This window comes from Shewanella sp. CG12_big_fil_rev_8_21_14_0_65_47_15, from assembly GCF_002783505.1.
Classification (GTDB): Bacteria; Pseudomonadota; Gammaproteobacteria; order Enterobacterales; family Shewanellaceae; genus Shewanella.
The window spans coordinates 19,896-41,510 of record NZ_PFGL01000059.1 but is presented as its reverse complement, the minus strand read 5'-3'; the positions used below and the strand labels follow the sequence as shown (position 1 = coordinate 41,510).

Here is a 21,615-nt window from a genome sequence, read left to right as displayed (position 1 = left end):
GGATATCGAGCTGGCTATTTAACATGGACGTTTTTGATAGGACGAGCAGTCCTCCTTGGTCGGGTGTGGGGTGAAGCCCCACGACTTTGGTTTACCTCGGCCGTAAGGCCGCAATTACTCCGGCGGTAAAGCCGTATAAAACCCAAATGTCGCATTCTGCGACAACAAAAAAGCCACTGTAATCAGTGGCTTTTATCAGCAAAACCAGAATCTAAGCGATTCAGCTTACTCTAAATCAGGTTCTTCGCTGTAATCGATACCATGGTAGCTAAGGCAAGCGTCTACTTCATTGGCGCTACCTAAAATCACCGCAACCCGTTGGTGAATTTGTGTTGGTTGAATATCTAAAATGGTTTCATAACCCGTAGAAGCTTTACCTCCGGCTTGCTCGACTAAGAAAGCCATTGGGTTGGCTTCGTACATTAAGCGCAGCTTGTACGGTTTTTTCGGATCTTTATTGTCGGTTGGGTAGGTGAAAATACCGCCGCGTGAAAGCACGCGGTGTACATCGCCGACCATGGCCGCGATCCAGCGCATGTTGAATGATTTTTCGCGTGGGCCAATTTTACCGAGCAGTAAATCGGCAATATAGGTCTGCATTGGCGCTTCCCAAAAACGTTGGTTCGACATGTTAATGGCAAACTCTTGAGTGTCAGGGCTAATGCTCATGGCGGCGTTGGTCAGTAAAAACTCATTGGTTTCTGGGTGCAAAGTAAACAGTTGCACACCTTTACCTGTGGTTAATGCCAGCATGGTCGATGGACCATAGAGTACATAACCTGCTGCTAATTGCGCACGGCCAGATTGTAAAAAGCTAGTTTCAGTCAACTCGCCAGCAGGGGCGGGCCCCTTTGCTGCTGGTAATATAGAGAAAATCGTGCCGACTAACGAGTTGATATCAATATTAGATGAGCCATCGAGCGGGTCGAAACACACTAGATATTGGCCATTTTGGCTGACTTCAACTACATGATCTTCTTCTTCCGATGCCAAACCGCGTACTGTACCGTCGGCTTTTAATGCATCTTTGAGCATGTCATTGGTGATGATATCCAGTTTCTTCTGGGTTTCACCTTGGACGTTTTCCTGCTCAGTCGCGCCTAACACGCCTGCAAGCGCACCGTGACGTACGGCATGGCTAATGGCTTTTGAGGTGTCGGCTAAGGTTAAAATCAAGTGGGAGAGGGAGTCGTTCACTGCCTGTGAGGTCAGGTGCTGGGCCAGAGTCTGCATGTTATGTCCTTTAGGGGTTCAACAATGAGGTCAATTTCGTTATTTGCCGCGAATGATAACTCAGTTAGTCGACAATTTCAGCGATGTTGCTGATGCTTTTAGCGAATATTAAGGCTTTTAGGGATTATTTGGACTGAGCCTACGGGATGATCCTAATTTGTATCGGCATATTGCATGCGCTTTCTATTTGTAGCGCGCCTCTGGCACAATGGCGGCAGTTTTTTAATCGCCAGCCTAAGGCGAATATATTTCCAAGGAATAATAATGATTAAAAATAGGTTAACTTGGTTCCCTGCGCGCTCGCTTAAGGTGCGCGCCGTTCCCTTACTGATAGCGAGCCAAATGGCCATGATTTCGACAGCTATGATTTCAGCAACGACCCCAGCTTTGGCAATGGTAGGTGGCAAACAGCCACTGACGATTGAGCGAATGAATGCCTCGCCTGCCTTAGCGGGCACCAGTCCCCGTGGTTTGAAATTGTCCCCCGATGGCCAGCGGGTTACCTATCTTGCTGGCCGTAAAGATAATCAAAGTTTTTATGATCTCTGGCAGATGGATGTCAAAACCGGTGAGTCGAGCCTGCTATTAAATGCCGATAAACTCGCGACCAATGAATTATCCGATGAAGAAAAAGCCCGCCGCGAGCGCCAACGTATTTATGGCGAAGGCATTATGGAGTACTTCTGGGCCGATGATAGCCAAGCGCTATTAATCCCGGCCTCTGGCAATCTGTATTACTTTTCCCTGGCCGACAATAGCGTGACCCAACTGCCGATTGGCGAAGGCTTTGCCACAGATGCACGTCTATCGCCCAAGGGACATTTTGTGTCTTTCGTGCGGGATCAAAACCTGTATGTGTTAGATCTGACGAGCAAAAAACTTGAGGCCATGACGACCGATGGTGGCGGGGCGATTAAAAATGCCATGGCCGAGTTTGTCGCTCAGGAAGAAATGGATCGCATGACAGGTTACTGGTGGGCGCCCGATGAATCGGCCATCGCCTTCACCCGTATCGATGAGTCTGCGGTTGAGCAAGTGACGCGCAACGAGATCTATGCCGATGGTATAAAGCTTACTGAGCAGCGTTATCCTGCCGCAGGTAAGAACAATGTCGACATCGCATTAGCTGTGGTCACGCTAAAAGATAAGGTCATCAATTGGGTAACCTTAAGTGATGATAAAAATAAGGATATTTACCTGCCGCGCGTCGATTGGCTGCCGGGTAGCAAACACCTGTCGTTCCAGTGGCAGAGCCGCGATCAGCATCAGCTCGATTTACAGTTAGTGGCGTTAGATGCGCTGACTAAACCAAAAACCTTAGTGAAAGAACGCAGCGATGCTTGGGTAAATCTCAATAACGATCTGCATTTTTTAAAGCAGCAGTCGGCGTTTATTTGGGCGTCTGAGCGTGATGGTTTTAATCATCTGTATCTGTTTGACTTAAAAGGCAAACTTAAAACGCAATTGACTCAGGGCGAGTGGGCCGTCGATGCGTTGGAGTACATAGATGAAACCGCAGGCTGGGTGTATTTCACTGGTCGCAAAGACACGCCAATCGAGAAACAGCTTTATCGCGTGCCATTAGCGGGCGGCAAGGTTGAGCGCGTGAGCAAGCAAGCGGGGATGCACGATCCCGTTTTCGCCGATAATCAGAGTGTGTATCTCGATTATTTCAACAGCTTATCTCAGCCACCGCAAATCAGTTTGCACGGTGACAAGGGCCAACAACTGGCTTGGGTCGAGCAAAATGCAGTCAAGCAAGGTCATCCTCTGTACGACTATGCGGGTCTGTGGCAAATTCCCGAATTTGGTGAACTGAAAGCCGAAGATGGCCAAGTGCTGCAAACTCGTTTATTCAAACCTGTGCCCTTCGATGCGAGCAAGAAATATCCTGTCGTAGTACGGGTTTATGGCGGCCCACATGCGCAGTTGGTGACCAATAGCTGGAGCGAGCAGGATTATTTTACCCAGTATCTGGTGCAACAAGGCTATGTAGTATTCCAATTAGATAACCGCGGCAGCGCTCATCGAGGTACTCGGTTTGAGCAGGTGATTTACCGCCATTTGGGCGAAGCGGAAGTGAATGATCAAAAAGTGGGGGTGGAGTATTTACGCAGTTTGCCCTTTGTCGATGCCGATAATGTGGCGATTTACGGCCATAGCTACGGCGGTTATATGGCGTTAATGAGTCTATTTAAGGCACCAGATTACTTTAAAGCCGCGATTTCGGGCGCACCTGTGACCGACTGGCGCTTGTATGACACCCATTATACTGAGCGTTACTTAGGTCACCCCGAAGGTAATGAACAGGGTTATGAAGCCAGCAGCGTGTTCCCTTATGTGAAAAACTATCAAGCGGGTCTGTTGATGTATCACGGTATGGCCGACGATAATGTCTTGTTTGAAAACAGTACTCGGGTTTATAAGGCGCTGCAGGACGAAGGCAAACTGTTCCAGATGATCGACTATCCGGGATCTAAACATTCGATGCGCGGCGAGAAAGTGCGTAATCACTTATACTGCTCATTAGCGGATTTCCTCGTTCGACAGCTTAAGAGCGCTAAGTAATAGGCATAAAAAAACCAGATCCTCGGATCTGGTTTTTATTGCATGGGATCGGGTAATAGAAGATTAGTCTTCTAAGTTACCGCAGAAACGGTAGCCTTCACCGTGGATAGTCGCGATGATTTCTGGCGTATCTGGCAAGCTTTCGAAGTGCTTACGGATACGACGAATAGTCACGTCAACGGTACGATCGTGTGGCTTTAACTCACGGCCAGTCATTTTCATCAGCAGATCGGCACGAGTTAGGATTTTGCCTGGGTTTTCAACAAAGTGCAGCATAGCGCGGAATTCGCTACGTGGCAGTTTGTAGGATTCACCCTGTGGGCTCACCAGTGAACGACTGTTGATCTCTAGGCTCCAATCGTTGAAACGATAGTATTCGACAGAGCTTTTTTCTTCGACTTCGTTGCCAGCGCTGTTGACGCGAGTCAGAAGGTTGCGAGCACGGATCGTTAATTCACGTGGGTTGAACGGCTTGGTAATATAATCGTCCGCGCCAATTTCAAGTCCAAGAATCTTGTCGACTTCGTTGTCACGGCCCGTCAGGAAGATAAGACCGATATTGTTGATTTCACGCAGTTCACGTGCCAACAACAGACCGTTTTTACCTGGTAAGTTAATATCCATAACCACCAAGTTAATTTTGTTTTCCTGCATAGCCTTATGCATTTCTGCGCCATCATTGGCCTCAGTTACCACATACCCTTCTGCCTCGAAAATACTTCTCAGCGTGTTACGGGTAACGGCTTCATCTTCAACGATCAGAATGTGCGGATTTTGCATGTTATTTACCTAAATTTTAACCAATTTTATTCTAACCATAAGCACCACTTACATCGGACGCTTATATTCATAAAAATGTTGATACTTTCTCGGACTGCTCTGTGCTTCTAAAGGAAAGATCTTTACGGCGACATGTCAGGATGTATATAAAAGTGCACGTTTAAAGTGTAATGCGATTAAACGTAACCAGTATCAACTTCGATAAGCAATAGTTAGAAATAGTTCCTTAACTATTGTTTTTTTTAAATGTTTAAATGATAAATCAAATGTAGAACACATTTTAAACAGATGTCTGGCCAGCCTATGTTATCTCTGCAGATAAATGTAACAAACTATATTGAACACTAAGCATCTTGGCTTTTTGCCCAACTAGGCCAGTGACTTCATTGTACTCGTTTTAGGCATTTGTTAACAAATGAAATGTTAACAAAATTCAAGGTGAAGCCAAGATTTACCATGATATTTACTTTAGTCATTGATTAGTATAGCTAATGTATTTTTGATTCTTGTGAGCTAGTTCACGCCTATTTGGTTTTTATTCTCACTCTGCTACACTAACGCGGGTTCATTTTTCGATTAGACAACCAATGGACAATACGACTCAAGATTTGTGGCAGTGTTATCAAACGCCGTTGTTTTTGCTTACTCAAGCACTATCCTGCGATTTTTCCTTTGCTGTTATTACCGCCCATAATCCCGCTTCAAAGCTGCTTTCTCCCAGTCAAAACCGTTTACTCGATCGCCAACTTCTCCGTGAAATTGAATTATTGGGCGGTCCATACCGTGCCTTGGTCGGCGCGGCGCCGGATTTATCCCATATGGAAAAAAGTTGGGCCGTATTTATCGATAGAACGATGGCGCTGCAACTGGGTAAAAAATTTAATCAGTACGCCATTTATATGGTGGAGCAAGGTGAAGTGAGCTTAGTACCTTGCACTCTGGTAGAGCGGGATGAGGTTTGTTTAGGTAAATTTAGTGATTATGTGCAGCTTGTGTATGAATTACCGGATTTAGACGCATAATCATCTATTTTTAAGCGATTTTATTTAAATTATTCATTTGTTATGAAATTAGCATTGACTTCATTAGGGGTTTATTGCTACTTTTTTCGTCCCTTTCCGGCGGAAAGGAACAGAAGAGGAGCGTTAACTAGGTAGTCGGTCAGAGGAGCACAAACTCCAGCGATGACTGATGAGGGAGATTAACGCCGAGGCATAGATATGGTTGCTGCATGTTTATGTCGGTCGCTTAGGCTGAATCCTAACGATTGTCACCTGTAATTGGTGGAGAGCTTCTGGTGACGATTGCTGTTTCCCTTCTATTGGGGTGCGTTATCATTGAGCACCAGGCTCTTCGAACGAAGTTAGTTCGGAGTGTGATCATGTTAGTTAATCAATATCTTATTCAAGCTGCGTTTATTCCTTGCCCTACGTGTTTCACGGAGGTGCGCTAATGTCCCTCGTTGTCGCAAAATTTGGTGGTACCTCGGTTGCCGATTACGGTGCGATGAATCGCTGCGCCGATATTGTGCTGGCTAATGCCGCTTGCCGTTTAGTGGCAGTCAGCGCCTCGAGCGGCGTGACCAACCTACTGGTTGAACTCACCCAAGAGTCGATTAACGACGATGGTCGTTTGCAGCGATTAAAACAAATTGCTCAAATTCAATACGCTATCTTAGATAAACTCGGTCGTCCCAACGATGTTGCTGCCGCGTTGGATAAGCTGTTAAGTCGCATGGCGGTATTGAGCGAAGCTTTAGCCTCAACGCGCAGCAAAGCCACTATGGATGAATTACTGTCCCTCGGCGAGCAATGCTCCTCCGCGTTATTTGCGGCGGTACTGCGTGAAAAAGGCGCGAATTCGAGTGCATTTGATGTGCGCCGTGTGCTGCGTACCGATAGCCACTTTGGCCGTGCTGAGCCTCAGGTTGAACAGATTGCTTTGCTTTCCCGTGAGCACTTACTACCACTTTTATCTGAACAAGTGATTGTGACCCAAGGTTTTATTGGTGCAGATGAAGCAGGGCAAACCACTACACTTGGCCGCGGTGGTAGCGACTATTCTGCTGCGTTATTAGCGGAAGCCTTAAATGCTTCAGCGGTAGAGATTTGGACCGATGTGGCAGGCATTTATACTACCGATCCCCGCCTTGCACCTAATGCGCACCCTATTGCCGAAATCAGTTTCAATGAAGCCGCCGAGATGGCGACCTTTGGTGCCAAGGTATTGCATCCGGCGACGATTCTTCCCGCCGTTCGTCAGCAAATCCAAGTGTTTGTGGGTTCGAGCAAAGAGCCTGAAAAGGGGGGCACTTGGATCCGTCACCAAGTGGAAGATGCGCCCGTTTTCCGCGCCGTAGCACTGCGCCGCGATCAAACCCTGCTAAATCTCCACAGCCTACAAATGCTGCATGCTCAGGGTTTTTTGGCCGAGACCTTTGCAACCTTGGCAAGGCATAAGATCAGTGTGGATTTAATTACCACCTCTGAAGTGAACGTATCACTCACACTCGATAAAACCGGCTCGGATTCCAGCGGTCAAGGCCTGTTGAGTGAGGTATTGTTGCAAGAGTTATCACAACATTGCCGTGTACGGGTCGAGGATGGCTTAGCCTTAGTGGCTATTATCGGTAACCGAATTGCGACCACGCCGGGTATTTGTCGCCGAGTGTTTGAAGTGCTAGAGCCCCACAATGTGCGGATGATTTGCCAAGGTGCCAGCCCACATAATTTATGTGTGTTAGTGGCCGAAGCGGAAGCGGCGCAGGTGGTTAAAGCACTGCACGAAAATCTGTTTGAAGGCGTCTAATATGCTGCCGACAAAATCGTCTTTGCAAATCGGTGAGCTTGCCGCTGGGCAGGCTCTGACATTACCTATTTACCATTTTAAGCCGAGCGACGGTAAGGCGACTGGCCCTAAAGTGTATATTCAGGCCAATGTTCACGGTGCTGAAGTGCAAGGTAATGCGGTGATTTATCAATTGATGAAGCAACTTGAACGTTGTGATATCCGCGGTGAGATCACCTTAGTGCCACTCGCCAATCCATTAGGCATCAACCAAAAAAGCGGTGAGTTTACTCTAGGGCGTTTCGATCCTATTACGGGAGCGAATTGGAACCGTGAATACCTGAACCATGCCATCGATTTACCCACTTGGTATAGCCAACATGCCAAACTCAGTGATAGCGAACTTATCCAAGCCTATCGCAGCACTCTGGTTGAGGCCTGTCAGCAGAAATTGCACACTGATTGGGGGATAACGACGGGGCATAGGCTAGCGGTTAATCTGCAGGCTATGGCTCACAAAGCCGATATAGTGCTCGATCTGCATACGGGTCCTAAGTCCTGCAAGCATTTGTATTGCCCAGAGTATGACTTGGCTGCAGCCCAGTTTTTCTCTATCCCTTACACCTTAGTTATCCCCAATAGTTTTGGGGGCGCTATGGATGAGGCGGCGTTTTGTCCTTGGTGGCAATTGAGTGATGTTGCAAAAACGCAGGGGCGGGATCTTAACATTGCTGTCTCGGCCTTTACCTTAGAACTGGCGAGCCAAGAGCGAGTCTGTCTTGAGGATGCGCTGGTTGATGCCCAAGGGATTATGGCGTATTTAAGCCACAGAGGCGTGATCGCTGAAACCGTTGCGCCCGCTAAAATGCAACGCTTTGGTTGTTACCTGAAAGACTATAAAAAGTATCACGCGCCAAGCTCAGGTTTAGTGGAATACCTCGCGCCCGTGGGGGAATCATTAGTCGCGGGACAGCCCTTAGTGAATTTGCTGCGACTGGATCTATACGGTACGGTGGATGAGCTAAAGACAGTCAGTTTGCCACAGGACTGCGTGCCGATTTTACACTTTGCTTCGGCCTCGGTACATCAAGGGACAGAACTCTATAAGGTGATGACAAAGCTGTTTGAATTACCCACAGGGTAATTGCCACCGAAAACAATCACGCCAATCCCTCGAGATTGGCGTTTTTTATTTCAGTTCACAGCCACTTGAATCGATAGAATAGTGCCATTTGCAGCGCAACCAGCGAAATTAAAATGCCGCAGAAAGTGGCAAAGGCCCAAGTGTTGTCTGCCCCCGGTATGCCGCCAATATTGACACCGAGTAAACCAGTTAAAAACCCCAAAGGTAAGAAGATAGCCGATACTAATGATAGGAAATATAAGCGTTTATTGAGTTGCTCCGACTGCTGGCTGAGTAACTCCTCTTGGGTCACATTCGCCCTATCGCGCAGGGCATCGAGATCTTCAAGCGTCCGCACAAGCTTGTCTGTGGTTTCCCGCATTTTCAGCCGCTCCGGCTCGTTAAATAATATAAATTGATCGCTGAGGAGCTTAGAGAAGGCTTCTTTTTGTGGCGCTAAATAGCGGCGCAGCGCAACAGTTTGGCGGCGCAACTCGGCGATATCTGTCCTGAGATCTTTGACATTGCCAGAGACAACTAACTCTTCTAATTCAGATAGTTGCTCTTCTAGCTTGTCAATAAATTCCACCTTGTGAGTGGTCAGCTTTTCACATATAGCGACGATAAAGTCCCCAGTCGTTGTCGGCCCTGTTCCCTCTATGATGAGTTCTGCCACATCTTTGGCCGACTGTAGCTCGCGATCACAGGTCGAAATAATTCTTTGGTTATCGGCGTAAATACGGATCGCAACCATGTCTTCGGGGGCTGAGTTGGGGTTGAGGTTGACTCCGCGCAGTGCCAACAATACCCCTTCACCGGCGATGACAGCCCTTGGTCGAGTGTCTTGGGCTAGGAGGGCGTCGGTTTCGACTCTATTTAGTCCACTATTGAGTACCCAATGACGGGCTTTTTTATGGCGATAACGCAGGTGTACCCAGAGCAAACCGTTATTGGGATCCCAGGTTTCAATTTGTGCCGGGCTTAAGGTGGAGCCCGCTTGATCGCCACTCAGCACTAAGCTATAGATAAATCCATCGTGCATTATTGTGTTCCATTCTCTTACTCAACTATGCATTCAAGCTAACTGATTTTTCTGTGAAAATGAAGTCAGTACTGATGCTTAACGGATATGAGGTCAAAGTCAATCGCCATAAATCGGCGGCGCTGAGTGAGGCAAGCAACTTCGCCAAGGATAGGTTAAAATTAGCATCAGTAGGCTTAGAGCAAAGAGACAATAAAATGGAATATGAATTTAGGCGTAACAGTTTGACTGGCACTTATTTAGCCACCTTTAGCATGGATCATGAAGTGCTAGGCCAGTGGTTTTCTGAAGAGCTAGGGCCAGTGTTAGCCAAAGTTCAGCAAGTGTTGGATGTCATAAAAGATATTCAGGCAGATAAACTCACCTCATGGCGCCTCGTTGGCAATGATTTTACCTTAGAGTTAGAGCGTGAGCAGGCGCGAGTCTTTGCCAATACTTTAGGTTTTGAACAAGAGTATGAATTGGAAGAGGATATGTCGCTCTATGATGCGGAGTCAGAGGCCTATTGTGGCCTAGAGGATTTCGAACAGGCCCTATTAAGCTGGTATGAGTTTGTGCAAAAGGGCAGTTAGGGGGGGACCCCATTTTCCTTTGCAGGCTCAGCAGAGAAACAATAAAGGCAATCAAATGATTGCCTTTATTGTTTCTACCGTGCATTTGGCTTAATGATTGAGATATCTTACCGCCATTTCGGTTCTCGACTTGGCATTTGCCTTACGCAGTAGGTTTTTGACATGTACTTTGACCGTGCCTTCACTGATATGTAAATGCTCTGAAATCATACGGTTGCTTAGCCCTTCTGCCAACTGTTGCAAAATTTGTAGCTCCCTCGGGGTGAGACTCGACAGCCATTCTTGCTCGTCGGCCGCATCTTTGAGTTCATAGAGATACTCTTCGACTTCATCGCTGATGACTCTATGGCCTAACATGGCATTTTTGAGTTTATCAAGCAGTAAATCGGGCTCGGTATCTTTGAGTAAATAGCCGTCAGCACCCGCACGTAGCAGACGGATAACATCCTGTTTTGCATCGGAAACCGTAAGGATCACTATGCGAGAGGTCACGCCCTCTTGGCGCATGGCGTTGAGTGTATCCAGACCCGTCATACCTTTCATATTCAGATCGAGCAAGATGATATCGGGCTCATCCGTAGCGACTGCACTTAGGGCATCTAAGCCACAGCCCGCTTCACCAAAGAGGCTAAAGTCAGGATCTGAGGCGATCAGTTGGCAGATGCCCTTGCGTAGGAGAGGATGATCATCGACCACAAGTACGGAATAAGGTTTACCCATTTGCAGGCTCCTGTTGAGAAGGAAAAATCAGCGTGACTTTTGTTCCTTGTGGGAGACTTGGTTCGCTGTCGGTCGTGGTAGTGAGAGTACCACTTTGTGTTTGGCTTATCAGTGTTTGCTGTGCTGCCGCTGTCTGGCTACCGACAGGGGACTTACTATTACTACTAAATACAACATAACCCGCTAACTTGCTGGCTCGTTCGTGCATGATCCCTATGCCAAAGTGTTGGTCGCGCTCTTTTAAGTATCCAATCCCAATCCCGTTATCGCTGACACTGATATTGACCATTCCCTTGTCATCCTTATAGCAGCGGATATTAATGAGGCTTGCATTCGCATGCTTGATCGCATTTAGCGTCGCTTCACGGGTGATCTGCAGAATATGGATATGTTGTTTAGCTTCGAGCCATTGGGGGGCAAGTTTGTAATCTAAGTTGATTTGTATGTCAGTTTTGGTTCTGAGTTGCTCTAGCATCGCCTCGAGTGCATTTTTCAAATTCGGTTCTTTAATCGTTAATCTAAAGGTCGATAGCAGTTCCCTTAGCTGCACATACGCAGTGCTCACGCCTTCATTGATTTCCGTTAATTGATTTTCAACCGCAGGGCTACGGCAACTGTAATCTAAGTTTTTGCGCAGTAAGCTAATTTGAATTTTAAGGAAGGATAAGACTTGACCTAGGGAATCGTGTAGCTCCCGTGCTATCACTCCGCGCTCTTCCATCAGTGCCAGTTGCTGTCGCTGCTCCGTCGCGTTGTGGATCACTATGGAGCGGGTGAGCATAATGGCAAAATTTTTAAACAGTGCGGTATTGGGTTCCTGTGCCGAGATCAGTTCTAAGTAGCCAAGATCCGCTTGCTCAAATTGTAGCTGGAAGCGGGTACTATTTATGGGGTCACTCGGCCAACCCCCATCAGCCTGAACAATCTCTAACTCCTGCTCTGGGTATTGGATAATAAGCCTAAGGTAATCGAGCGACTCATAGTCTTTTAATTGATTTAGTACGGCTTTTAATGCCTTGTAGTCGAGTTTATTTTCGTTTAATGTCAACAGGTTATCATATAAGAAGGCCAGCTCGTTATTTGCCCTCGTCAGTGCTAAGGTTTTTTCAGTGACCTGGGACTCTAAGTTACCGTATAGGGTCGCCAACTCCTTGGCCGTTTTTTGCAATGCGTGGGTTAATGCGGTGAGTTCTATATATTCGGTCTCGGGCATTTCAATCTCGAAATTGCCCTTAGAAATCGTATTGGCCGATTCCATTAATTTCTGTAACGGCACCACCACTTTGCGTTTGGTAAAACGCACCGCCAGAAAAGCGATGACGAGCATCAGCCCTAAACCAAAAATCTGACTGGCGGCCAGTAGTCGCAGTTTAAAGGCGGCATGGTGCTCCATCTCTAGTACCAGTAAGTCTATGGTATCGACAAAATCCTTTAGGGAAGCCGTGTAGTCTCGGGAGTTTTCCTGCTCAATGTAGTATTTCATCACTAGCCATTTATCTATGACGAGTTGATATTGGTCGGCTATCTTTTTGGGGCTGAACCAACCCGTGGAGGGTTGCAGTTCCTCTGAGTGCAGCGTTGCTTCAAATTCGACGATTTTTTCCTGTGCATCCTCACTGCCAGAATTCGCATAAAACATCAGCCGATAACTTTGCATCCGCAGTGAACCCGATGCGTTAATGGCTTTAGCATCGCCTAAACTGTAAGACAAATTGATGATTGCGAAGATGGCAAGGCTACTAGAAAGCAAAATCAATACTAACATTAATCCTAGTATTTTAGAGGTGAGGCTGCCTTGTTTCATGTGTCTAGTATCCAGTTGATGATCATTCACTTGTGGCACTTTAGCTGTGCTTTTTACATTAGAAAATAATGTACTACATTAACAAAAGCACAAAAGTGTGAACAACAACACTATTACATTTTGATCTAGCGCAAACTTCGCGCCAGATACCCACTAAGAGGTATATTTTTAGAGGTATTAAGCCACTAACTTTGGCCTTGGAGATGTCGTGATTCACTAAAATAATGTAACACGGAGATGAGATGATGAAGAAGATGACAGGTAAGTCCTTTGCACTGAGTGCATTGGTTGCCGCCAGCTTCATGGCGGCGGGCGCAATGGCGAGTGATAAAACCGAACCTCGCAATGAAGTTTATAAAGATAAATTTGCCAATCAATATAACAGTTGGCATGACACCGCCAAAAGTGAAGAGATCACCGATGCGTTAGGTGGTGATCCTAGTCTAGTCGTGCTGTGGGCAGGTTATGGTTTTGCTAAAGATTACAATGCACCTCGCGGCCATATGTATGCCGTGACAGATGTGCGTAATACCCTGCGTACTGGTGCACCAGCCAACGCGGAAGATGGCCCAATGCCAATGGCATGTTGGAGCTGTAAGAGCCCTGACGTACCTCGCTTAATTGAAGAGCAAGGTGAAGATGGCTACTTTAAAGGTAAATGGGCCAAGGGCGGCCCAGAAGTCGTCAATACCATAGGCTGTGGCGACTGTCATGAAAAGGGCACGCCAAAATTGCGCATCTCTCGCCCCTTTGCCGAACGTGGTATGGAAGCTCTAGGCACGCCATTCGATAAAGCATCGAAGAAAGATAAACAATCTATGGTGTGTGGTCAGTGCCACGTTGAATATTATTTCGAGAAAAAAGAAGACAGAAAAGGCTTTGTAAAATTCCCATGGGATATGGGCACAACTGTTGAGCAAATGGAAGTCTATTACGATGGTATCGAGTTCTCCGATTGGACTCATGCGCTGTCTAAAACCCCAATGTTAAAGGCGCAACATCCTGGCTATGAAACATGGAAGCTAGGTGTCCATGGTAAGAACGATGTGAGCTGTGTGGACTGTCATATGCCTAAAGTGACGAACGACAAGGGTCGTAAGTACACTGACCATAAAGTGGGCAACCCATTCGATCGTTTCGAAGAAACCTGTGCAACTTGTCACAGCCAAAGCAAAGAGTTTTTAGTCAATCTGACTAATGAACGTAAGGCGAAAGTGAAAGAGTTGAAAGGTCGTGCCGAATCGCAATTAGTGAAAGCACACTTTGAAGCCGCCGCCGCTTGGAAAGCGGGTGCAACTGAAGAAGAAATGAAGCCTATTTTGACTGACATCCGCCATTCACAATGGCGTTGGGACTATGCTATTGCTTCCCACGGCGTTGCTGCCCATGCACCCGAAGAAGCACTGCGTATTCTTGGTACCGCGGTAGATAAAGCGGCCGATGCGCGGGTTAAGTTAGCACAGTTATTAGCGAAAAAAGGCATCACAGATCCTGTCGCTATACCTGATATTTCTACCAAAGCTAAGGCACAGGCTGCATTAGGTATGGATATGGATAAGATGAATGCAGAGAAAGACGCATTCAAGAAAGACATGTTACCTAAGTGGGATGAAGAAGCGAAAAAACGCGAAGCCACTTATAAATAATACTTAAGTAGACTTCAAAATAATGAAAAGCTCCTATATAGGGAGCTTTTTTATATCATTTATTAAAGTGTAAACATTAAATTTTTATTTCAATTATATATTTTTTGGATTAAGGTGTGCGCCGCTAGGAGAGCAGATTAGTTTAAATGCAAATTTAAATTGATATTAATGGTAATGGAATCAGCAATACTGAGATTGTCTCTTCGTTATCTTCATCTTTTACTCCTAGCTTATAATCATATAAGGGAATACTTTGATGAAAAAAATTACCGCGCTAGCAATATTATTAGGTTTTGTAAGTGTTAATGCCGCTGCTGCACAAGATAACCCATATCAGCACGAGGCAGGTCTAAAATATAGCGCAAATTCTGAAGAATTCAGCGATGGTCTGTGGAACGCGAATTATCGTTTCTACATTAGCCCTGTAGACCAAACTAAAGGTCCTTATGCGCTTAATGGATTTTTAGCTCAAACGTCTAATGTTGGTGCTAATTACAGCAATTATGATGAATCAGATCTAGATACCATTGGTGTTGATGGCACTTATGTATTTGCTTCTAAATGGTTTATTGCAGCTAACTATCAACGTTCTGAAATTGGTAGTTTTGACTGGAACACTTACGGTGCAGAAGTTGGTTATTACTTCAACGATAGCTCTGCTGTATCTGCTTTCTATAACGATGGCAGCGATAGCATCGAAGAATCATACGGTTTAAAAGTGCGTAGCTTTATTGCACTGCAATCAACCACAGGTGTGGATTTGAGCGCAAACTGGACACATCAAGATTCTGACGACACATTCAATTTAGGTGCAGATTGGTATGTGACTAAGTCATGGTCTGTTGGTCTAGGTTATACTGATGATGGTCATGATGATACTTTCGTATTAAAAACTGCTTATTGGTTACGTCTGTCTGATAGCTTCTCTGCAAACTTTGAGTTAGCTAGAGAATTAGATTCAGATGCTGATGGTGTATTTATTGGTTTAGGTTTGACTGGTCGTTTCTAATTTATTGTTTGTAACGATTTTTTAATATTAAGGTCACAAAATAATGTGACCTTAATTATTTGACCCTAAATAAATTTGAGACTATTTGATCAGTTTTAATAATGCCCTAAAGCGCTCGCCTTGGGCTTGATGTTGTAATTCAAATAACAGCGATTCCACATTGGTTAATAGGGCGCCTCTGGCCGTCATCATCTGAATACCCAGTTGTTTATTATCGGCACTGCGTGATGAGACGCCATCTGCGACTAAGTGCACCGAATATTGCTGTTCTATAAGGTCACAACAGGTTTGGTAAACACACACATGGGTTTCAATGCCCGCCAGTATGATGTGCTTGCGATTGGTCTTAGTGAGTGCCAGTGCAAATTCTTCACAGTGCCAGCCGCTAAAATGTTGCTTGGCTATGGGTGAGCCGGTTTTCTCCAGCAGGGTTTGAAGCTCTGGACTGGTTGCTCCGAGTTTATCGGGCAGTTGCTCCAACCATAAAATTGGGATTTCAAATAGCTGCGCACCTTGGATTAAGGTCTGTAGTTGTTGGTGCAGCTTGTTACTGTTATCTATGATCTGTGCAAGTTTTCCCTGCACATCGACGATAACGAGAGTGCATTCTTCCGGTTTTAACATCGGGCCTTCCTTTTGCGCTTGATTATTGTCTTAGTGTTGTTCTTCGCTTTTATCTTAGAGCTTGTGCTGTGATGCTCAGATTTCATCTCGATTACGCTTCCCCCAGTAAACCCCAAATCAGTTCTGTTACCAATAGGCATAAGGTCGAATAAAAGCTGCACTTCAATTGCTCACTAAAAGAGTGCGTCGCCCAGTGATATGCACAAATATGGTGCATTTTTAAGCGTAGCATTGTGAGCGTTTGTGTGAAAATTATTATTAATCAATCAATTGAATTTCTGGCCCAATGATTGAATTACCTTTGATACAAGTTAATAACAATCGTGTTTTTTTGGAGGTCAGGATGAAACTAGTCAGCGCTATCATCAAGCCATTTAAATTGGATGATGTCCGTGAAGCTATTGCCGGAATTGGTATTGAGGGTATGACAGTGACCGAAGTTAAAGGTTTTGGCCGTCAGAAAGGGCACACAGAACTGTATCGTGGCGCTGAATATCAAGTGGATTTTTTGCCGAAAGTCAAACTTGAAATTGCCACTAAAGCTGAAAATCTCGACATGCTGATTGAAGCCATTACCACTGCGGCTCATACGGGAAAAATTGGCGACGGTAAGATATTCGTCGTCGACTTAGAACAGGCTATCCGTATTCGTACGGGTGAACTCGATACTGAAGCGCTATAAGGGGCTGATGATGGAAGAATTAACAAAATTAGGTGTGACAGTTTCTGAGCTGCGCTTTGCACTCGATACCTTTTACTTTTTGATTTCGGGCGCATTGGTGATGTGGATGGCTGCAGGATTTGCCATGTTAGAGGCGGGGTTAGTGCGCTCTAAAAATACCACTGAAATTTTAACCAAAAACGTGGTCCTCTATGCGATTGCCTGTGTGATGTATTTGCTCGTCGGCTACAACATTATGTACGTCGATAATGCAGAGGGGGGATGGTTGCCTTCTATCGGGACACTCATCGGTTCACAATCCTCCGACGCAAGCCATGCGTTAGAGTCGGATTTCTTCTTCCAGGTGGTGTTTGTCGCAACGGCGATGTCAATCGTTTCTGGCGCCGTGGCCGAACGGATGAAGCTCTGGGCTTTCCTGTTCTTCTCTGTGGTGATGACTGCGGTTATCTACCCAGTAGAAGGTTATTGGACCTGGGGCCAAGGCTTTATCGCTAAGCTCGGTTTTGTGGACTTTGCGGGCAGTGGCATAGTGCATATGACTGGGGCCGCAGCGGCCATCGCAGGCGTGTTATTGCTCGGCGCTCGTAAGGGGAAATATGGCCCGAATGGTCAAGTGAATCCTATTCCTGGCTCTAACTTGCCAATGGCGACCCTAGGGATGTTCATTCTGTGGATGGGTTGGTTTGGTTTCAACGGTGGCTCGCAACTTATGGTGTCCGATGCGGCGAACGCCAGTTCAGTGGCTAAAGTGTTTGTGAACACGAATACCGCGGCGGCATTTGGCGCTATCTCAGCCCTTATCGTCTGTAAGATGATTTGGGGCAAAGCGGATTTAACGATGATCCTCAACGGTATTCTGGCGGGCTTAGTGGCGATTACCGCCGATCCTCTCTCTCCTTCTCTGTTGATGGCGGGTGTGATAGGTGTGGTTGCTGGTGGCTTAGTCGTGTTCTCTATCGTGGGTTTAGATCGGATTAAGATCGATGATCCAGTCGGTGCCATTTCTGTGCATGGTGTGGCGGGTTTCCTCGGGTTAATGTGTGTGCCTTTATCGAATGCAGACGCGACTATTGTGGCCCAGTTAACGGGTGCTGCGATCATTTTTGCTTGGGTATTCAGTGCATCGTTCGCCGTATGGTTTGTGATCAAAATGACCATGGGGATCCGCGTTTCTGAGGAAGAGGAATACAACGGAATGGACGCTTCTGACTGCGGAATCGACGCTTACCCAGAGTTTGTGACCGTAAAAAGCGCGGGCTAAAAACATCTTGATATGACTTGATGCGCAGTGTAGATCGCGGGATAGTAAAGCAGAGCCTAGTGCTCTGCTTTTTTGATCCTTCGAAAGCGATTGTTTTGTTACCCATTAAGGAGCGACCTATGGGCTTATTTGCAGGCAAAGTGCGTCAGTTGGGGCTTACGGTATTTGTTGGTGGTTGTTTTTGTATGCCAGTATTGGCCGGTGAAGTGGTGGTAACGCGCTCTAGCGAACATTTCGATGCTTTTGCCGTGCGCGATCAAGTGCTGAAGGATTTTGAGTGGCAGGAGTCACTTAGAAGACAGGAACAAATTCAGATCCTGCAGGCATTGCCTATAGGTTGTGTACCACAGATGCGGCCTTACCGTTATTATACCTGTGGTGAAAACAGCTATCGTCCCTACAATTACCAGCAGCGTGAAGTCTATATTAAAGTCGATAATCCTCAAAAATAGTGGAGCTTAAACAGGCAAGTGGGGCGAGATTTGACCCTTAGTTCGACTATTTGCCATACGGTTTTCAACGACATTCACTTTTTGTAACCATTTTATAATGCCTTTTTGACCATTTGTTATAAGCTCAATGAAGAGCGTATGGTCTGGAGGATGTATGTCGACACTATTCCGAGCCGTCTATTCGAGTGTCATTTATGGCGTGTTGCTTTGCCAATTGTGGGCATGTAGCTCAAGCCCTGAAATGCCAAAGGCCGACGAGGTCGAATCTTTGTTCGTCGATAGTCTCTTCACGCCAGTGACAGATATTCCTTCAGCAGAGGACATTTTCTATTTACCACCGGATGCCGTGGTTGAAGTGAGGCGTGCATTCGAACGATATAGCCTATCCCACAGTAACACTTTGACCGCGCATGAATGGCTGGCCAACTATATCAATGCCAATCAAACCAGCACCCAGCGTGAGTTTAGATATCAAGATAATCTGACGCAAATAGCCAGTGAAACCTACGCTCAGCGGGCGGGTAACTGCATGTCGCTGGTGGTGATGACCTCGGCCTTGGCGGATATTTTTAACATTGAGACCGAATTTCAAGATATTGCCATTGAACCTGTGTGGGATAAACAAGGGGATTTCTATTTAATCAATGGTCATGTCAATTTACGCTTACTGCCACCCACCAATACGCACACTGTGTATGTGTCGTCCCATGCCATACTCGTTGATTTTATGCCAGAACGGGCTTTACGCGGGTACGATAAAACCCAAATCAATCGACAGACATTAATTACCATGTTTTACAATAATATGGCCGCAGAAGCCCTAGTGGATGGTGATTTAGACCGAGCCTATGCCCTGATTAAAGCAGGTTTAAAAAGGGGGCAATTTGTTCCGGCATTCAATACGTTGGCGGTTATTTACCGCCATAGAGGGGATGAAAAGCGCGCCGAACAGGTATATCGCTACGCACTTAAATTCGATCCGAATGACATGACAACGCTCTATAACTTAGCGGTGATTTTAGGGGATCAAGGGCGGTTAGATGAATGGGCAGAAGTCCATAAAGTGCTTGAGTTGGCGCGAATTCGTAACCCCTATTACTACTATGATATGGCGCAGCAAGCCTTTGATGAGCATCAATATGATGAAGCCTTAGCTTGGTATCAAAGGGCACTTGCGCGGGCGGATTATCGCCATGAGTTTTTCTTTGGCCTTTCCCAAACGTACTGGGCGTTAGGGGATGAAAAACGCGCTAAGCTCAATATGGAAAAAGCCATGGCATTGAGTGCTGATGAGACGGATAAACACCGCTATCAGGCAAAATTACAGGCGATGAAACGGCATTAGTCACTGTCGCTTTATGTTTCGTTGAACGAAACTTACCGCAAAAAATTGCTCTAGTGCGCTTTCTTTGTGGCTAGCGCTTGTCCTGTAAGCCTGACATCATTCACTTTAGTAGAACATTCCCGTCAATTATTTCTATCCGCCATATTCGATTTTGTTTAATAAGCATGCGAACACAGTCGTATATTTGAATTTATTGTTTTTAAAAATATATTAAAACAATAAGTTATATTTGATTTATTGAAATAGAGACAACTTGGTTGCATTAACGTGGCAGACTGGATAAATTGAACTCAGTATTGCAGTTGAGATCCCGTATTGCAGCGATAAAAAATAGCCTAAAACACCAGAGTTGGAGCAGTAAATGATGTATTACCAAAACGATGACGTTCGCATTAAAGAAGTAAAAGAGTTACTTCCACCGATTGCGATTCTAGAACGATTTCCTGCTTCTGAAAAAGCCTCTGCAACTGTGTTTAACGCGCGTCAAAGCATACACAATATTCTCGCCAAACAGGATGATCGCCTGTTAGTGGTGATTGGTCCTTGCTCTATTCACGATCCCAAAGCCGCACTGGAATATGGGCAGCGCCTCGTTGCACTGCGGGAGCGTTATCAAGATCAACTTGAAATTGTGATGCGAGTGTATTTTGAAAAGCCAAGAACCACAGTAGGTTGGAAGGGACTAATTAATGATCCCTATATGGATAACAGTTTTAAACTCAACGATGGCTTACGTACCGCGCGTAAGTTATTGGTGGATTTAAACGATAGTGGTATGCCAACCGCCGGTGAGTTTCTCGATATGATCACGCCGCAATATGTGGCGGACCTCATGTGCTGGGGAGCCATTGGTGCGCGCACTACTGAGTCCCAGGTACACCGTGAATTAGCTTCGGGGTTGTCTTGCCCCGTGGGCTTTAAGAATGGCACGGACGGTACCATAAAAGTGGCGATCGATGCTATTGGGGCCGCCAATGCACCGCATCACTTTCTGTCGGTCACTAAGTTTGGTCATTCCGCCATCGTCTCCACTAAGGGCAATCCCGATTGCCATATTATTTTGCGTGGTGGCCGGGAGCCTAACTACAGTGCTCCGCATGTTGCTCAGATCAGTGAACAACTGCAAAGAGCCAAGCTTGCAGACAACATAATGATCGACTTCAGTCATGCCAATAGCAGTAAACAGTATCAGCGCCAAATGGTGGTGGCACAGGATGTGGCTGAACAAGTTGGCGCTGGGAATCGAGCAATTTTTGGCGTGATGGTTGAAAGCCATCTAGTAGAAGGTCGTCAGGATCTTATTGAGGGCCAAGATTTATGTTATGGCCAGAGTATTACCGATGCCTGTATCGGTTGGGAAGACACAGCGCGTCTTCTTGCCGTGTTAAATCAGAGCATTGTGGAGCGTCGTCGCGGTAAGTCATTCGACTGATATAAGCGTTATTATCGCTTCGAGGCACAAAAGCAAAGGCGCTATCCCGGCGCCTTTATTTTTATTATTTATTGCTCATTTCGGCTAAATATTCGTTAGCTTTGGCTAAGCTGCCAAAGGCAGCAATCAGGTTATTTCGACCTTTATCCTGAATCTCTGGATTACCTGATTCTATCATCATCCACACCCAAGTTTGGATGAGTGGTAATGGTGGGTATTGAACTTTAGCGGAATCCAACATAAAGCTTCCTTTGACCTTGATTTAATTGAATAATCTTAATGTTATTTGGGGATGGATGTTTACAGTGTCTTCATTATCCTAAGCAATATTGAGAGATTTGCTAATGCTGCAATTTTACATCACTTATCCCTAGGGCATTTTGGGTAAAACAGAAAAAATAATCAACTCTAGAAACCTCAATATTACGACCTATTTTCACCTGTTTCATACCGACAAAATTGCCCTCACCTCTGTTTTTCATTCGTCGGAGTAGGTTTGTGATGATAAGTCATAAGCATGACATTTTATCACTGT

Annotated in this window: 19 protein-coding genes and 1 riboswitch; of the genes, 12 read left to right on the top strand and 7 right to left on the bottom strand. The window is 45.9% G+C overall.

Translation table 11 applies throughout. The features are described 5' to 3' along the window. Window positions 1–225: 225 nt before the first annotated feature. A complete protein-coding gene (locus tag COW15_RS16030) occupies window positions 226–1,233 on the bottom strand; it encodes a class 1 fructose-bisphosphatase (RefSeq protein ID WP_293633637.1) in 1,008 nt (335 codons plus the stop codon). A gap of 264 nt (window positions 1,234–1,497) precedes the next feature. Here COW15_RS16030 and COW15_RS16025 point away from each other — a divergent pair, with 264 nt between their 5' ends. Then, window positions 1,498–3,801 (top strand): S9 family peptidase, encoded by a 2,304-nt coding sequence (locus COW15_RS16025; RefSeq protein WP_293633635.1) that lies wholly within the window; start codon window positions 1,498–1,500, stop codon window positions 3,799–3,801. A gap of 63 nt (window positions 3,802–3,864) precedes the next feature. Here COW15_RS16025 and arcA read toward each other — a convergent pair whose 3' ends face one another. Then, window positions 3,865–4,581 (bottom strand): two-component system response regulator ArcA, encoded by a 717-nt coding sequence (gene arcA / locus COW15_RS16020; RefSeq protein WP_007644695.1) that lies wholly within the window; start codon window positions 4,579–4,581, stop codon window positions 3,865–3,867. Window positions 4,582–5,168: 587 nt separating this feature from the next. Between arcA and COW15_RS16015 the strand changes: the two genes are divergently transcribed. The 3 genes from COW15_RS16015 to COW15_RS16005 all read left to right on the top strand — a co-directional run bounded on the left by COW15_RS16015 (window position 5,169) and on the right by COW15_RS16005 (window position 8,512). Next, window positions 5,169–5,603 carry a DUF3293 domain-containing protein gene (locus COW15_RS16015; protein WP_293633623.1) on the top strand — a complete coding sequence of 145 codons (435 nt, stop codon included), beginning with the start codon at window positions 5,169–5,171 and terminating at the stop codon, window positions 5,601–5,603. A 105-nt stretch (window positions 5,604–5,708) separates the two neighbouring features. Further along, a riboswitch (Lysine riboswitch) is annotated at window positions 5,709–5,883 on the top strand. 150 nt (window positions 5,884–6,033) lie between these two features. Further along, entirely contained in the window at window positions 6,034–7,389 is a 1,356-nt protein-coding gene (gene lysC / locus COW15_RS16010) for a lysine-sensitive aspartokinase 3 (protein ID WP_293633621.1), read from the top strand. Window position 7,390: 1 nt separating this feature from the next. Continuing rightward, window positions 7,391–8,512: a succinylglutamate desuccinylase/aspartoacylase family protein gene (locus COW15_RS16005; protein WP_293633619.1), complete on the top strand. Its 1,122-nt coding sequence runs from the start codon at window positions 7,391–7,393 to the stop codon at window positions 8,510–8,512. Between the two features lie 55 nt (window positions 8,513–8,567). Here the strand turns inward: COW15_RS16005 and COW15_RS16000 are convergent, their stop codons facing one another. After that, on the bottom strand, window positions 8,568–9,533 hold the full coding sequence (locus COW15_RS16000) for a zinc transporter ZntB (RefSeq protein ID WP_293633617.1): 966 nt from the start codon (window positions 9,531–9,533) through the stop codon (window positions 8,568–8,570). A 197-nt stretch (window positions 9,534–9,730) separates the two neighbouring features. Between COW15_RS16000 and COW15_RS15995 the strand changes: the two genes are divergently transcribed. Next, window positions 9,731–10,105: a YacL family protein gene (locus COW15_RS15995; RefSeq protein WP_293633643.1), complete on the top strand. Its 375-nt coding sequence runs from the start codon at window positions 9,731–9,733 to the stop codon at window positions 10,103–10,105. A 90-nt stretch (window positions 10,106–10,195) separates the two neighbouring features. Here COW15_RS15995 and COW15_RS15990 read toward each other — a convergent pair whose 3' ends face one another. After that, entirely contained in the window at window positions 10,196–10,825 is a 630-nt protein-coding gene (locus tag COW15_RS15990; protein WP_293633615.1) for a response regulator, read from the bottom strand. Beyond that, window positions 10,818–12,629, bottom strand: coding sequence for a nitrate/nitrite two-component system sensor histidine kinase NarQ (gene narQ, locus COW15_RS15985; RefSeq protein ID WP_293633613.1), 1,812 nt, complete (start codon window positions 12,627–12,629; stop codon window positions 10,818–10,820). The genes COW15_RS15990 and narQ overlap by 8 nt, the downstream gene beginning before the upstream one ends. 242 nt (window positions 12,630–12,871) lie before the next feature. On the opposite strand from narQ, the gene nrfA reads away from it, so the two are divergent. Together nrfA and COW15_RS15975 are read left to right on the top strand one after the other, a co-directional pair. Further along, window positions 12,872–14,275 (top strand): ammonia-forming nitrite reductase cytochrome c552 subunit, encoded by a 1,404-nt coding sequence (nrfA, locus tag COW15_RS15980; RefSeq protein WP_293633611.1) that lies wholly within the window; start codon window positions 12,872–12,874, stop codon window positions 14,273–14,275. A 256-nt stretch (window positions 14,276–14,531) separates the two neighbouring features. Continuing rightward, window positions 14,532–15,284 carry a putative porin gene (locus COW15_RS15975; RefSeq protein WP_293633609.1) on the top strand — a complete coding sequence of 251 codons (753 nt, stop codon included), beginning with the start codon at window positions 14,532–14,534 and terminating at the stop codon, window positions 15,282–15,284. Window positions 15,285–15,365: 81 nt separating this feature from the next. Here the strand turns inward: COW15_RS15975 and COW15_RS15970 are convergent, their stop codons facing one another. Then, the gene (locus tag COW15_RS15970; protein WP_293633607.1) at window positions 15,366–15,908 is read right to left on the bottom strand and encodes a hydrolase; all 543 of its coding nucleotides are present in this window, start codon (window positions 15,906–15,908) and stop codon (window positions 15,366–15,368) included. Between the two features lie 343 nt (window positions 15,909–16,251). On the opposite strand from COW15_RS15970, the gene COW15_RS15965 reads away from it, so the two are divergent. The 5 genes from COW15_RS15965 to aroG all read left to right on the top strand — a co-directional run bounded on the left by COW15_RS15965 (window position 16,252) and on the right by aroG (window position 21,080). Continuing rightward, on the top strand, window positions 16,252–16,590 hold the full coding sequence (locus tag COW15_RS15965) for a P-II family nitrogen regulator (RefSeq protein WP_006080143.1): 339 nt from the start codon (window positions 16,252–16,254) through the stop codon (window positions 16,588–16,590). Between the two features lie 10 nt (window positions 16,591–16,600). Then, window positions 16,601–17,851 (top strand): ammonium transporter, encoded by a 1,251-nt coding sequence (locus tag COW15_RS15960; protein ID WP_293633599.1) that lies wholly within the window; start codon window positions 16,601–16,603, stop codon window positions 17,849–17,851. A gap of 185 nt (window positions 17,852–18,036) precedes the next feature. Then, a complete protein-coding gene (locus tag COW15_RS15955) occupies window positions 18,037–18,303 on the top strand; it encodes a hypothetical protein (RefSeq protein ID WP_293633641.1) in 267 nt (88 codons plus the stop codon). Between the two features lie 154 nt (window positions 18,304–18,457). After that, window positions 18,458–19,648, top strand: coding sequence for a hypothetical protein (locus COW15_RS15950; RefSeq protein ID WP_293633597.1), 1,191 nt, complete (start codon window positions 18,458–18,460; stop codon window positions 19,646–19,648). A gap of 364 nt (window positions 19,649–20,012) precedes the next feature. Continuing rightward, window positions 20,013–21,080, top strand: a complete 1,068-nt coding sequence (gene aroG, locus COW15_RS15945) for a 3-deoxy-7-phosphoheptulonate synthase AroG (protein WP_293633639.1) — start codon at window positions 20,013–20,015, stop codon at window positions 21,078–21,080. A 64-nt stretch (window positions 21,081–21,144) separates the two neighbouring features. Here the strand turns inward: aroG and COW15_RS15940 are convergent, their stop codons facing one another. After that, window positions 21,145–21,321 carry a hypothetical protein gene (locus COW15_RS15940; RefSeq protein ID WP_198781065.1) on the bottom strand — a complete coding sequence of 59 codons (177 nt, stop codon included), beginning with the start codon at window positions 21,319–21,321 and terminating at the stop codon, window positions 21,145–21,147. Window positions 21,322–21,615 lie beyond the last annotated feature (294 nt).